Here is a 12,440-nt window from a genome sequence, read left to right as displayed (position 1 = left end):
CCCCCCTATTGCGCTAGACTTTCTAGCGTGCCCGCCCGCACCGAGCGGTACGTTCGGGCGGGGCTACCAATTCCACCACGCCTGCATTTCAATTATCAATTCGGGATGCAAATATAAAGCAATTTTTGAAATCTCTAAATTTTAAAACTACTAAAACGTTCTTTTTTGTAATTTTAAAAACTACCCTAATTTCGTATCATGCAAAATATACAGGAATACCTGGCCCAAAACAAGGGCCGCTTTTTAGACGAACTTATCGATTTACTCAAAATTCCGTCGATAAGCGCCGATACGGCATTCTCCCAAGACGTTCTCGACACCTCCGAAGCGGTAAGGACCGCCCTGGAAAATGCAGGCTGCGATACGGTCGAGATTTGCGAAACCGATGGCTACCCCATTGTCTATGGCGAAAAGATCATCGACCCCGATCTGCCGACCGTCTTGGTATACGGGCACTACGACGTGCAACCCCCCGATCCGGTGGACCTCTGGAACTCCCCGCCCTTCGAGCCCGTGATCAAGGAAACGCCCACACACCCCGAAGGGGCCATCTACGCCCGCGGGGCCTGCGACGACAAGGGTCAAATGTACATGCATGTAAAGGCCTTCGAGTTTATGGTCAAGACCGACCAATTGCCTTGCAACGTCAAGTTTATGATCGAGGGCGAGGAAGAAGTGGGCAGTAGAAACCTAGGGACCTTCGTTGCCGCCAACAAGGAAAAACTCGCCAACGACGTCATCCTGATTTCCGATACCGGCATGATCGCCAACGACGTACCTTCCATAACCACGGGCCTGCGAGGCCTCAGCTACGTCGAAGTGGAGGTCACCGGACCCAATCGCGATCTACATTCCGGACTCTATGGCGGGGCCGTGGCCAACCCCATCAACGTACTGGCCCAAATGATCGCGTCGCTTCACGATGAAAACAACCACATTACCATACCCGGCTTTTACGACAAGGTAGAAGACCTATCGGAACAAGAACGGTCCGAAATGGCAAAGGCCCCCTTTAGCCTCGAGAATTATAAAAACACCCTCGAAATAGATGACGTCTACGGCGAAAAAGGGTATTCGACCAACGAGAGAAACTCCATTCGCCCCACTTTGGACGTAAACGGTATCTGGGGCGGCTATACTGGCGAAGGGGCCAAGACCGTAATCCCCAGTAAGGCCTTTGCCAAAATATCGATGCGTCTGGTGCCCCACCAAGATTGGGAAGAAATCACCCAGCTCTTTAAAGATCATTTTGAGCGTATCGCCCCAAAAAGCGTAAAGGTAAAGGTTACCCCCCATCACGGCGGGCAGGGCTATGTTACCCCGATCGACAACGTGGCCTACCGCGCGGCGGCCAAGGCCTACGAGACCACCTTTGGAAAAACCCCGGTACCCCAACGTAGCGGGGGCAGTATACCCATCGTCGCCCTATTCGAAAAGGAACTGAAAAGCAAGACCATACTGATGGGCTTCGGACTCGATAGCGACGCCATACACTCGCCCAACGAACACTTCGGGGTGTGGAACTACTTTAAGGGAATCGAGACCATTCCCTATTTTTACCGGTATTTCACCGATATGAAGGCATAAAAAAAGTAAAAAAAGGGAGTCGATGCAAAATGACTCCCTTTTAACTCAGGTTTTCTTGACGTACTTGGTAATGATCACGATCTGTTGGCCGTCTACCTTGCCCTCGATATACTCCGCATTCTCGCGGTCCAGCGAAATACGCCGTACCGCCGTACCCTGCTTGGCCACCATGCTCGAGCCTTTTACCTTTAAGTCTTTAATGAGCACCACGTTATCGCCGTTCTCCAAAATGGCGCCATTGGCATCGCGGTGAACGATTTTTTCGCTCTCCGAAAGACCTTCTCCCGTGGCCTTCGCCCACTCCAAGGCCTCATCTTCCAAATACATCATATCGAGCAGGTCTTTGGGCCAGCCCTCGTCCTTTAAACGCGAAAGCATCCGCCAGGCGACCACCTTTACGGCATCGTGCTCGCTCCACATACTATCGTTAAGGCACCTCCAATGGTTGGGATCCATCGTATCGGCATTTTCGATTTGACCGATACAGGTACCACAGGCCAAAATGCTGCCGTCCACACCACCGGTAGAGATCGGCGGCACCTCGTAAACCTTCAATTCGTCCGTGGCACCACATAGTTCACAGGCATTGCCACTTCTATTCTGTAACTCTTCAAGTACACTCATAATTCTTAAATAAGGCCCAAATTTAAAATTTTCGATCAGAAAAGGCCGTTCGCGGCCCGACTTTTATACAGCAATTCCTATGTCGGGCGTTCCCTCGTCGTGAACGAGGTCGGGCTATCCGTTGCAAGTCCGCTTCGCCTCAGGGCGAATGCGGGCTTTTCCCTCCTATCCCTAACGCGATCACGCCCCATATGCAAATAAAACATTCTACATTTGTAGAATTAAAATATTTGTTCTATGTTTGTAGAACAAAAAGAAAGCCAAGATGAAACTATCAAAAGCGGAAGAAGAACTGATGAACCTTTTGTGGAAGCAAAAAAAGGCCTTTATGAAAGACCTTCTCGATGCCTATCCCGAACCCAAACCGGCCATCACCACCATAGCTACCCTTCTTCGGCGCATGACAGACAAGGGCTTTGTGGCCTATACCCATGTGGGGCGCTCGCGCGAATACTACCCGCTGGTCAAAAAGAAGGACTATTTTTCAAAGCACGTCAACGGACTCATCAAAGACTTTTTCAACAACAGTCCCGGCCAGTTCGCCTCCTTCTTTACCCAAGAGACCGACCTCACCCGCGAAGAGCTCGAAGAGCTGAGAAAACTTATAGACAACGAAATCAAAAAACGATAGCCATGTGGGTATTCCTTCTTAAATCGACCGCTTGTTTGGCCATCTTTATGGCCTTCTACAAGCTTTTGCTCGAAAACGAGCCGATGCACGGTTTTAAGCGCGTCTACCTCATTGGCGCATTGTTGCTTTCCCTTGTAATTCCTTCGATCGTTTTCGTAGAATATATCGAGGTCGCCCCGCCCGTCGTCCAGGTCGAGAACCTTGAAACGCCCCCGCAGCAAATGGTCGTCGCCACGGCCGACGAACCTGCCGACCTTGACGGAACCTATATCCTTGCCTTTGTCTATCTATTGGGCCTGTCGGTGCTTCTCTTTCGGTTTTCAAAGAACTTAAGGCGAATCGTTATCGACATCCGCAACAACCCAAAACTGAGGGTGCATTCCCTGGTCAAGGTATTGCTTCCCAACGGTACGGTGCCCCACACCTTTTTCAACTACATATTTTTGAACAAACGCAAGTTCGAATCGAGCGAGATTCCCGAAGAGGTGCTGCTTCACGAGGCCGCCCATGCCAAACAGAAACACAGCCTCGACATCCTGTTCGTAGAACTGGCACAAATTCTCTTTTGGTTCAACCCCTTGGTCTACGTCTTAAAAAATTGGATCAAGCTGAACCACGAATTTTTGGCCGACCAGGCCGTCATAAAATCAGGTACCCCGACCCATCAATACCAAAATACACTTTTGGCGTTTGCCTCATCAACAAACCCTAAAGATAATCAGTCGAGTTTGGCCAATGCCATCAATTATTCATCAATCAAAAAACGTTTTACAGTCATGAAAAAAAGCACCTCCCAAAAGTCGGTGATCTTAAGAAGCTTTGCCGCCTTGCCCTTGATCGCCATGCTCATACTGGGCTTTAGCGAACAGGTTACCCTGCCCAAAGAGCCAGCACCCCTGCAAATTACCCAAAACGGGGCCACTGATGGCGAACTGGAACGGTACGACAAACTGGCCCGTAAGTACAACGCCCAACCTGTTGAGAAGCGGCTTATACCGCTAAAAGACCTAAAGGTACTCGAAACCCTGTACCGAAAAATGTCGGAAAGCCAGAAAGAAAATGCCCGGCCCTTTCCGGAATGCCACCTGCAAAAAACCGTTCAGGAAATTGAGATCGGCGTCAATAAAAACGGCCTCCTACTGATCGACGCACAGCTACTGGAAGTCGACGAACTTCCCGAATACCTCAAGCAACTCAATACCCCAAAAACCTACGAGGAAAGGGAGAAAAAACTAAGGGTACTCATCACCGCCGACGCCAAGGCCCCGCAGGAGGTCTTGGAAAAAATCGATGCCATAGTATCGGAATTCGGCGCCGCGATGGTAAACATTATCGAACACAAGGCCTATCCCCAACAAGCCTCACTAACGCCGAAGGAATTTAAGGAGTACAATAAACTGGCAGGCAAGTACAACGCGATGATCGCCAAGGGCAAAAACCTACGCATACGCCAATCGGATGTAGAACGCATGCAATACCTCTACGAAGGTATGGACGCCGAGCAACGAAAAAACGCGGAACCTTTCCCCGAACTGCCCGAACCCCCGGCCCCGCCCGTACCGCCTACGCCGCCCGAAGAAGCGATCGAATTGGAGGAAGATATGGACTTTACCATAGCCATCGATGAAAAGGCGGTAGCGGACATCGTCGAACACCAGGAAATTTACGATGCCGTAGGGTCGGTTCCCGTCCATAAGATCATCGTAAGCACGAAAAACAAAGACCACGTTATAGAGCTAAGTCCATCGACCAAGGCAGCGATCAAGAAGAAAATACTTGTGATGGCCCCGCCCCTAACGGCCGAAGAAGCCACTGAAATTGCCGAAGACATCGAATACTCCATAACCATCGACGAGAAGGCCGTTGAAGAACTCATAGAGGCAAAGGAAATTTACGACGAGGTACAAGTGGTAGAACACATCGATCGCCCCCATGGCGAAGCCGTAGTCGTCCGCAAAAGTTTTACCGTGAAACCGGTAAGTCCGCCCCAGCCCAAATCCCCCGTCGAACATGTAAGGGAGATGGCGCAAAAAAATGCCCTGTTCTACTATAAAGGCAAGAAAATCAGTTCGAAAAAGGCCATCGAGATTCTTGAAAAGAGCAAGAGCGTCAACATCGATTCCCGAAGCACCAAGGGTAAGAGGCCCGTCGTAAAACTATCGACCGAACCCATTGAGATCGACGACTGAGCCGAACAAACAATACGTTAAAGCCTTCATTTAGAAGGCTTTTTTTGTAACAAATTGTTGAATTTACCGTTCTAACAGTCTATATGGATCATCATCAATCAAAACCAGAACACTATGTTACAACGTTTCTTTATCCTCTGCTCGGGGGCCGATACCGCTATTCTTGATACGTGCTCCGAAGGCGAACAAAACAAATTCGCCGGTATCGGCGCCACGGTCTTCTTTACCGCCCTAATGGCCTTCATCGCCAGCAGTTATGCGCTTTATACGGTTTTCGACAATATGTACTCAGCCCTTCCCTTCGGACTCATTTGGGGCCTTTTGATCTTTAATCTCGATCGTTTTATCGTCTCCACCCTAAAAAAACGAAACCGCTGGGGCAAGGAACTACTACAGGCCGTACCCCGGATTCTATTGGCCCTAATCATCGCCATCGTTATTTCAAAACCCTTGGAGTTGAAAATCTTTGAAAAAGAGATCGACCAGGTCTTGCTGGAGGAAAAAAACGGGATGACCTTGGCCAACAAACAACAGCTGGCCCAACAATATACCCCGGTCATTGAAAAACTAAACCAAGACATCAACGACCTAAAGCAGGAAATCGCCATAAAGGAAGCCGAGACCAACGCCCTATACGATACCTATATTTCAGAGGCGGAGGGCACGGCCGGAACCGGCCTACTGGGCAAGGGTCCCGTATATGCCGAAAAACGCGACAAGCACGATGCGTCCCTTGCAGAATTAAGGCAGCTAAAGGAAGGCAACGCAGAAAAAATAGCGGTCATAGAAAGCCAGATCGCCGCATTGAACACCGAGTATGCAGAAACCGTAAAGAACACCCAACCGATCATCGATGGCTTTGACGGGCTCATGGCCCGCATCAACGCCCTCGAAAAACTCCCTTGGTTACCTTCGTTCTTTATATTTCTATTGTTCCTCGCTATCGAAACCTCCCCGATCATCGCCAAATTATTGGCCCCAAAGGGCGAATACGACCTAAAACTGGAAGATAAGGAAAGTAGCCTCCGTACTTGGGTAAGCCAAAAGGTACACCAACGGGAAAAGATATGGGCTACCGATACCGAACTGAACAACCGGATATATAGCGATATTACCGAAGAGGAAGCCGTATATGCCTATAAAAAACAAAAGGCCGAGGAGCTTTTGAAACTTCAGGCAGATGCCTTTCAAAAAGGACAGTTGGAGGGACTTTAAACAGGTTTAAACCGTATCCAAAAAACGGGTGACGGTCTTTAGCAATACCTTAAAATCGGGATCGAGACTAGTATCACCCACTTCCAGCCGTTCTTTATGGGCCTCGGCAAAGTCAAAACCCTTTTTCATGCCCAGCACACTGAACTTGTACTTCAGCTTATGGACGATCTCGGCCGCCGCCCTGGGCTCATCGATTTTGATATGGTATAGATACTTACCCAAATCCCATCTGAATTCAGTTTTCATGATGGCCACAAACTTTTGTTTAAACTCAAAATCCTGTGTGCCTACCAGATCAACTACATAATCTAGATTAGGTACTTCCCGTAAATATTCTTCCTGTACATCCATAATTAGAGCACGCATTTAAGAGCATACACCGTTTAAACAAAATCCATCTTAGATTTTAAAGGTAAGAATTATACTACCTTTTCCTAAGGTTTTGTTGTGAAAACGGAAATTTAAGTAGGCAGCAGGGAATTAAACGTGGTTTCTCCCTGTAGAGGTAAATAACGATGGGCGCAATACAATAGTATTTACTTTAAAATTTTTTTGGGGAAAGGCCGTTTTATCGAGGTTTGGCACCCTGTACCGCGTAATTTTGTCCTTCCATCCCTTTTGGACAACTTCAAAGACAGGGACGTTGGGATCAATTTCCCCAAATACGCTTCCATAGGGCCGCCATCAATCTTTTGGCATCGTCCTTCCTTCGGGGAAGTTTGACCACCTCCACATCACCGTCCGGTCTTGGTTTCAAAAGATAGCTAAAGGCAAATTGGGTTTCCCCCGGGTCGAGGCTGACCAATCCGAAGCGCAGGTCGTTAAAAAGGAGTCCTTCGTCCGATCTTCCGATGGCGTACCAGCCGTCGGTAATGCCGATCAAGCGCCTAACCCGGCCGTTGGCTGCCAAATCTCCCAAATCTTGATGGTTCTTCGGATAGCTTTCGAAGCTTATTCCCCTTGAATCGAAAAAGGAGTAATTGCCCATCAGATAGGCATCGCCCACATCTATGTTGGCCATCCACAACACACCGTTGAAGGGCGACGGACGGGTGTCCATTTTTACATACGGTATATTCTGCGCCTCGAGGGCCTGGTCGAATTTGTAATAGGCCACCCCCTTCAAGATCAGGGTCAGCACCAGGTACGAAGTACTGACCACAAGCCCCAGCCCATTCCATTTTCTTCGCTTGGGCGAGGTTCGGTCTTCCCTCATGGCCAAAATCAGAAAGACCAGAAACGGAAGGGTATACAGCGGGTCTATGACAAAGATGCTCTGAAAGGCCAGGCGTAGGTCAAAGGGCCAGAACAAGCGCGTTCCCCAAGTCGTGAAGGCGTCGAGCACCGGGTGGGTGACCATGCCCCAGAACATCAGCCACGACCAGTCTTTAAAACCTGCCGGTCCCCGGCTTTCGATTTTGGAGACCAATGCCCCGAACAAGGGGGCGAACACCACGGAGAAGAAGATGGAATGCGTAAACCCCCGGTGCAATTCGGTTGCCGTAACGGTATCGAAAAAGTAGTTGGCGAGCACATCCAAATCGGGAATGGTACCGGCGATAGCCCCGTAAAGCATGGCTTTATTGCCTACCTTTTTCCCCAGTACCGCCTCCCCGACGGCGGCCCCCAAAACGATCTGGGTCAATGAATCCATGTGCTACAATATTCGGTGTTTCTATTTTTTTAACTGCCTATGGCTAATCAACGATTTCCATTTTCCTCAATAAGAACGAGGCGTTCATATTTTTACAGACGCCGTCTTTAAACTTATAGTCGAAATGCAGCTCGTTGTCAATAATTTCCGCGTCAAAATAATGGTTCTCCACTTGCGGCAGTTCATCGGCCACCTCGCAAAGACTTAGGTCGTGGGTGGCAATAATGCCCGTTGACCTTGATCGGACAAGGCGTTCGACGAACTTTCGGCTGCCCTTGGCCTTATCAATGCTGTTCGTTCCCTTTAAGATCTCATCAAGTACAATAAAATAGCGGTCCTTTTGAATTTCATCGACGATAAACTTCAGCCGTTTCAGTTCGGAAAAGAAATACGATTCGTCATCGGTCAGCGAATCGGTGGTACGCATACTGGTAATCAGCTTGATCGGCGAATACCTTACCTCCTTTGCACATACGGGCAATCCCAAGTTGGCCATCACGATTTCCAGTGAAACGGTGCGCAAAAAAGTGCTTTTGCCCGCCATATTGGCCCCTGTAACAATAAAAAACTGCTGCTTGTCTATGGTAAAGTCGTTCAAGACACTCTGTTCGGGGTCCAAAAGCGGGTGTCCGGTACCTATCGATTCCAAAACCCGGTCGCCGTTCGCGATCTTGGGAAAACTGTACGAAGGGTGGTTGAACGCAAAGTTGCCCAAACTGTTGTACGCATCGAAAAAGGCCACGGTGTCGAACCATTTTTCGGTATAGGTCCCGTACTTCCCGATCCAATCCTCAACCTGATAGCAATGGCTTACCGTTCTGAGAAAGAATCCGTTCGCAAAAATGGAATAGACCAGGTTGCCCACCTTGTCCAAATTGTACAACAGCTTCGAAAAACGCTCCGTAACCTCCGAAACCTTGAATTTCTCCGAGGTAATGTTGGTCTTTTCGTTTTGCAACATCCTGGCCTCGAACTCTTGGTCCTCTATGAGTACCATCAACTTGTGGTATTGCTGAAAAACACTTTGGGCATTTGCCGTGTGCTCCATCAAGAACATTGTTTTTTTCAGGTAGGCCCCCGTTATGCCCATTCCTACCACCCACCAGGTTATCAAAAGGGCCTCGGGTACGACATCCATAAAATAAAGTACCAACCAGCACAGGGTGAGCGCCGAGAAGACATAGGGAATCACTTTCATGACCCCCGGAACGAAGCGCTGGTAACCCTTTAACCAATCTGAAATGCCTTGGGTGGTCGCCCCTGTTTTCGCCAATGAGGCGATGGCCGAAAACCTTTGCCGCCATTCCGGATTTTGAGCCAGTTCCTTTATGGCCTCTTGCTTTAATTCGATTCCATCGATGCCATTTTCAGTAAGCAAACGGGCAAAAATTTCAGAGCCTTGCTTAAGGGCCGTTCGGTTGGCATACTGATAAAACGAGCCCCTGCCGAAGAGGTCGATGTCTTGGCTATAATAATGCAAGGGGTCCTTGAATTCGGATCCGTCGGGCAAATCGTGAAAATCGCGCCGGAGTACCCGTAGTTCGGTTGTATTGATATCTATGAGCGCTGTCAACAGGTCGCGCCGGTACTGCAGGCGCGAATGTCTTGTCACCAAAAAAAGAAACAAGGCGATTGCAGGCAAGAGCAGGGCCAACATCCATTTTCCTTGGGGATAGGCAAGGTAGAGTCCGCCGATTGCCCCGCAAAAAACGAGCAATCGAAGCATGCTCGAGGCGTAAAGACGCTTTTTGGCAACAGACAGTTCACTCTCGTACCTTTCGATTTCAGCGGTGTAAAAGGAAATCAATTCTTGCATTATGGGCCTCGATTTTTGATGGCGCATAAAGATACACCTTCTCTACCAGTTGAACGAAAGCCTTTGCCCCACCCTAATCGAGACCCTCGTACTCCGCCCTTAGTTTTTTGGTGAACTTGGCCACGACGAGGTCATAGGAATGGTCGATAAGCTCGGCCACCAAGTTCGATGGAACCTTGTGGAGTATGATCGTATTCCAATGTGCCTTGTTCATATGGTATCCGGCGATAATCGCCCCATCGTAGCTTTCGCGCAGGGCAAGGGCACGTTCGGGTGCACACTTTAAATTTACCTGTTGCGGGAGCCTTTCTAGTCCCGTAAGGGCGAACACCTTGCCCATTACCTTGAACACAAGGGTGTCGGGACCAAAAGGCAGTTCTTCGGTAACGCCCTTTTTGGCCAAACAGTAATCGCGAAACGCTTCGATGTCCATATCCTACGATTTTTTCTCTATTGGGGCCAAGGCCGCCAATGCCTTTACCATTTGACCGTTTCCCTTATCATCGCCGGCAGGGTTGCAATCACCCCGCCACCCTTGCCCGCAACCCGGTTAATCCTGTATCGTCATCGAATCGTAGACGATGACCTTCGACCATAATTTTTCCGATTCCTCCACAAAAAGTTTATGCGGCGGCTCGTCTTGATAGTTTTGCTGGGCTTCCGCCGATTCGAAGGTTACGATCAAAGAGTAGGTAAACGAGCCATCTACCACATCGCGGCTTGCCTTAGGCGGCTTGCCGATAAATTTGGTCTTGGCATAGGCCGAATTGTCCAAAAACTTTTGAAGTGATGTTTCGAAGGCCTTACGGTCTTCTTGACTGTCCGGGTTTTTTAACCAGAAATAAACCGTGTGTGCAAAGTTAGGGTCAAATTCTCTCATTTCAGTTGTTGTTTGGCCATAAGAAGTTATGGCTATCATTAAAAATACAATAGTGGTCGTCAATTTTTTCATGGTTCCGTAGATGCTTCTTTTTCAATTAATTCTTTCTGTTTTTCTGAAATCTTCAGACTCGAATAATCCAATTTCCAACCTATGGTCTCCACAATTTTTTCAATGAGGAGCACGGCCTGAACGGCTTCCTTTTTAGCCGTTTCCATTAGTCCGCTTTCCGGAATTTTTTCCCGAATGTGCTGTTTGGCCTCCTTGTTCAACAAAGTAAGGTCGTCGGGGGAGAAGAAATTGAACATCCCGCTCTGTATGTCGTAAAATTGGATATCGGGCTCTATGGAAAGTATCTCGGGCTCGGGGAAGTTGGTCATGACAATTCGCTTGTTTTCATTGTCGGCGTGCATCCCTATCTTTTTGAGGTCGTAGCCGATCTGTGCCTTGGCATTGATTACGATAAGGGCCTTTTTCTTGCTCGTCACCAAACTCATGAACCGTTCCTTTTTATTCTCGTAGCGGTAAATCTCGGCAAAATCACCTTCCACGGAGACCAGTTTACAGACCGTACGTATTTTGTCGAGCAGTACCTCCGACTGGTGTTCGGTAACCTCCTTGCTCTTCTTGTTCCGAAAAAAGGAGAACACCCAGTACATGAGAATGGCCCCAAGGACGAGACCCAAAAAAGAATCGAAAATCGTATCCATTTTATTTTCCTATTTCACCCAAATGGGTAAACTTAAAGCCTTTGTCATACTTTAGCCCATAACCGAACATACGGTCCATGGCCGAATGCGAAAATAAGATAATCCCGACCAACTGCCATTCCGGTCGCGAAAAATAACTTGCCAAAACATAAATTGCAATGGCTATGGCCTTATGGTGAAAGAGATTATAGACCAAGGCCCCTATCCTATTTCCAAAAAGATAACCGACCATTCCTATGTCCGGAGCCAACAAAAGTGCCAAAAACCACCACCATGCGTACGGCAGCATGGCAAAAAGGTAAATGCCCAGGCCGAACATGGCCAACTCTTCCAACTTTAAACTGTTCTTCATACCCATTAAATTATCAGGTTACCCTTTTATGGCTCTATTTTGTAAAGTACGGGGCGACTGGGACTGGCGTCGTTTTCGAAGGCGGCGACCTGAAGGTTCAGAAAATAGAATCCGTCCTCGATCCCGTCAGGCACGTAAACAAACTCCGTTATCGTTGCATTTTTACGCAACTGTCCGTTAAAGTCCCAAAAGGTCTTATGGGCGCTCAATGCCCCACCGTCCTTTTCCTTATCTATCGATGGAAGGTCTACCAGTAAATGGCGCACTCCCTTTTCCAGCAAGAGCTCCACGGCTTCCGGCAATACATAAGGCGGATTGGTATGCGAATAGTGCTTTGACAACTTATCGCGCCCATTGGGTGCGGTTCGGATAATAAGGGCCTCAATGGCCGCGCTTTGCATGGCGTGGTCCAAAACATGCCTTGAAACCACCCAATCATCTTCCCGAAGTTCGGGAACCACCGTTACCAGTTCGGCCCGAAAAAAGTACCTGTCCAGGTTCTGGTTGACCGAATGAAACTCTTCGGTAATATGCCCGACACACTCGGTATGGGTACCGTGCGCATGCGGATTGAACCAAATATCGTTGAAATTGGTGGAGCCGCCCTCGGCAACCCTGCCCACAAAATCGCCGTCCCTATGGGGTTCGATTTTTGGATGGCCTAGGTACCAGGCGTTCACGTTTTGGGCATTGCCCCTTAAAGGAATCGAAATATCAAGGGGCTTCGCCAAGTCTATCGTATATTTTTTTTTGTCGAGTTCTATGGATGCTTTCATAATTTT

At 48.6% G+C, this 12,440-nt stretch carries 13 protein-coding genes; 4 read left to right on the top strand and 9 right to left on the bottom strand.

Going from position 1 to position 12,440, the window contains the following annotated elements; all coding sequences use genetic code 11:
• Positions 1–198: 198 nt before the first annotated feature.
• Positions 199–1,587 (top strand): dipeptidase, encoded by a 1,389-nt coding sequence (locus BUB37_RS18825; protein WP_072995377.1) that lies wholly within the window; start codon positions 199–201, stop codon positions 1,585–1,587.
• Positions 1,588–1,632: 45 nt separating this feature from the next.
• On the opposite strand, the gene BUB37_RS18820 is transcribed toward BUB37_RS18825, so the two are convergent.
• The gene (locus BUB37_RS18820; protein ID WP_072995376.1) at positions 1,633–2,211 is read right to left on the bottom strand and encodes a PhnA domain-containing protein; all 579 of its coding nucleotides are present in this window, start codon (positions 2,209–2,211) and stop codon (positions 1,633–1,635) included.
• Positions 2,212–2,476: 265 nt separating this feature from the next.
• Here BUB37_RS18820 and BUB37_RS18815 point away from each other — a divergent pair, with 265 nt between their 5' ends.
• The 3 genes from BUB37_RS18815 to BUB37_RS18805 all read left to right on the top strand — a co-directional run bounded on the left by BUB37_RS18815 (position 2,477) and on the right by BUB37_RS18805 (position 6,246).
• Positions 2,477–2,842, top strand: coding sequence for a BlaI/MecI/CopY family transcriptional regulator (locus BUB37_RS18815; protein WP_072995375.1), 366 nt, complete (start codon positions 2,477–2,479; stop codon positions 2,840–2,842).
• Positions 2,843–2,844: 2 nt separating this feature from the next.
• A complete protein-coding gene (locus BUB37_RS18810) occupies positions 2,845–5,031 on the top strand; it encodes a M56 family metallopeptidase (protein ID WP_072995374.1) in 2,187 nt (728 codons plus the stop codon).
• 114 nt (positions 5,032–5,145) lie between these two features.
• The gene (locus BUB37_RS18805) at positions 5,146–6,246 is read left to right on the top strand and encodes a DUF4407 domain-containing protein (protein ID WP_072995373.1); all 1,101 of its coding nucleotides are present in this window, start codon (positions 5,146–5,148) and stop codon (positions 6,244–6,246) included.
• Positions 6,247–6,252: 6 nt separating this feature from the next.
• On the opposite strand, the gene BUB37_RS18800 is transcribed toward BUB37_RS18805, so the two are convergent.
• The 8 genes from BUB37_RS18800 to BUB37_RS18765 form a co-directional block, all read right to left on the bottom strand.
• On the bottom strand, positions 6,253–6,612 hold the full coding sequence (locus tag BUB37_RS18800) for a hypothetical protein (protein WP_094766796.1): 360 nt from the start codon (positions 6,610–6,612) through the stop codon (positions 6,253–6,255).
• Positions 6,613–6,895: 283 nt separating this feature from the next.
• Entirely contained in the window at positions 6,896–7,900 is a 1,005-nt protein-coding gene (locus tag BUB37_RS18795) for a metal-dependent hydrolase (RefSeq protein ID WP_072995372.1), read from the bottom strand.
• 43 nt (positions 7,901–7,943) lie between these two features.
• Complete coding sequence (locus tag BUB37_RS18790; RefSeq protein ID WP_072995371.1) at positions 7,944–9,716, bottom strand: MutS-related protein; 1,773 nt, start codon at positions 9,714–9,716, stop codon at positions 7,944–7,946.
• Positions 9,717–9,789: 73 nt separating this feature from the next.
• A complete protein-coding gene (locus tag BUB37_RS18785; RefSeq protein ID WP_072995370.1) occupies positions 9,790–10,149 on the bottom strand; it encodes an MmcQ/YjbR family DNA-binding protein in 360 nt (119 codons plus the stop codon).
• A 117-nt stretch (positions 10,150–10,266) separates the two neighbouring features.
• Positions 10,267–10,596, bottom strand: a complete 330-nt coding sequence (locus BUB37_RS18780; protein ID WP_397459884.1) for a Dabb family protein — start codon at positions 10,594–10,596, stop codon at positions 10,267–10,269.
• A 68-nt stretch (positions 10,597–10,664) separates the two neighbouring features.
• Positions 10,665–11,306: a DUF4230 domain-containing protein gene (locus BUB37_RS18775; RefSeq protein WP_072995368.1), complete on the bottom strand. Its 642-nt coding sequence runs from the start codon at positions 11,304–11,306 to the stop codon at positions 10,665–10,667.
• A gap of 1 nt (position 11,307) precedes the next feature.
• Positions 11,308–11,658, bottom strand: a complete 351-nt coding sequence (locus tag BUB37_RS18770) for a DUF4260 domain-containing protein (RefSeq protein WP_072995386.1) — start codon at positions 11,656–11,658, stop codon at positions 11,308–11,310.
• 26 nt (positions 11,659–11,684) lie between these two features.
• Positions 11,685–12,434: a cyclase family protein gene (locus BUB37_RS18765; RefSeq protein WP_072995367.1), complete on the bottom strand. Its 750-nt coding sequence runs from the start codon at positions 12,432–12,434 to the stop codon at positions 11,685–11,687.
• Positions 12,435–12,440: the final 6 nt, after the last annotated feature.

The sequence above is a fragment of the Pseudozobellia thermophila genome (assembly GCF_900141855.1).
GTDB classification, from domain to species: Bacteria; Bacteroidota; Bacteroidia; order Flavobacteriales; family Flavobacteriaceae; genus Pseudozobellia; species Pseudozobellia thermophila.
The sequence above is the reverse complement of the archived record's forward strand: the minus strand, read 5'-3'. Positions and strand labels throughout refer to the sequence as shown.

Excerpts from the sequence above, each read along its gene's own strand:
- BUB37_RS18825 (WP_072995377.1), top strand. The coding sequence starts at position 199 with ATGCAAAATATACAGGAATACCTGGCCCAAAACAAGGGCCGCTTTTTA.
- BUB37_RS18820 (WP_072995376.1), bottom strand. The coding sequence starts at position 2,211 with ATGAGTGTACTTGAAGAGTTACAGAATAGAAGTGGCAATGCCTGTGAA.
- BUB37_RS18815 (WP_072995375.1), top strand. The coding sequence starts at position 2,477 with ATGAAACTATCAAAAGCGGAAGAAGAACTGATGAACCTTTTGTGGAAG.
- BUB37_RS18810 (WP_072995374.1), top strand. The coding sequence starts at position 2,845 with ATGTGGGTATTCCTTCTTAAATCGACCGCTTGTTTGGCCATCTTTATG.
- BUB37_RS18805 (WP_072995373.1), top strand. The coding sequence starts at position 5,146 with ATGTTACAACGTTTCTTTATCCTCTGCTCGGGGGCCGATACCGCTATT.
- BUB37_RS18800 (WP_094766796.1), bottom strand. The coding sequence starts at position 6,612 with ATGCGTGCTCTAATTATGGATGTACAGGAAGAATATTTACGGGAAGTA.
- BUB37_RS18795 (WP_072995372.1), bottom strand. The coding sequence starts at position 7,900 with ATGGATTCATTGACCCAGATCGTTTTGGGGGCCGCCGTCGGGGAGGCG.
- BUB37_RS18790 (WP_072995371.1), bottom strand. The coding sequence starts at position 9,716 with ATGCAAGAATTGATTTCCTTTTACACCGCTGAAATCGAAAGGTACGAG.
- BUB37_RS18785 (WP_072995370.1), bottom strand. The coding sequence starts at position 10,149 with ATGGACATCGAAGCGTTTCGCGATTACTGTTTGGCCAAAAAGGGCGTT.
- BUB37_RS18780 (WP_397459884.1), bottom strand. The coding sequence starts at position 10,596 with ATGAGAGAATTTGACCCTAACTTTGCACACACGGTTTATTTCTGGTTA.
- BUB37_RS18775 (WP_072995368.1), bottom strand. The coding sequence starts at position 11,306 with ATGGATACGATTTTCGATTCTTTTTTGGGTCTCGTCCTTGGGGCCATT.
- BUB37_RS18770 (WP_072995386.1), bottom strand. The coding sequence starts at position 11,658 with ATGAAGAACAGTTTAAAGTTGGAAGAGTTGGCCATGTTCGGCCTGGGC.
- BUB37_RS18765 (WP_072995367.1), bottom strand. The coding sequence starts at position 12,434 with ATGAAAGCATCCATAGAACTCGACAAAAAAAAATATACGATAGACTTG.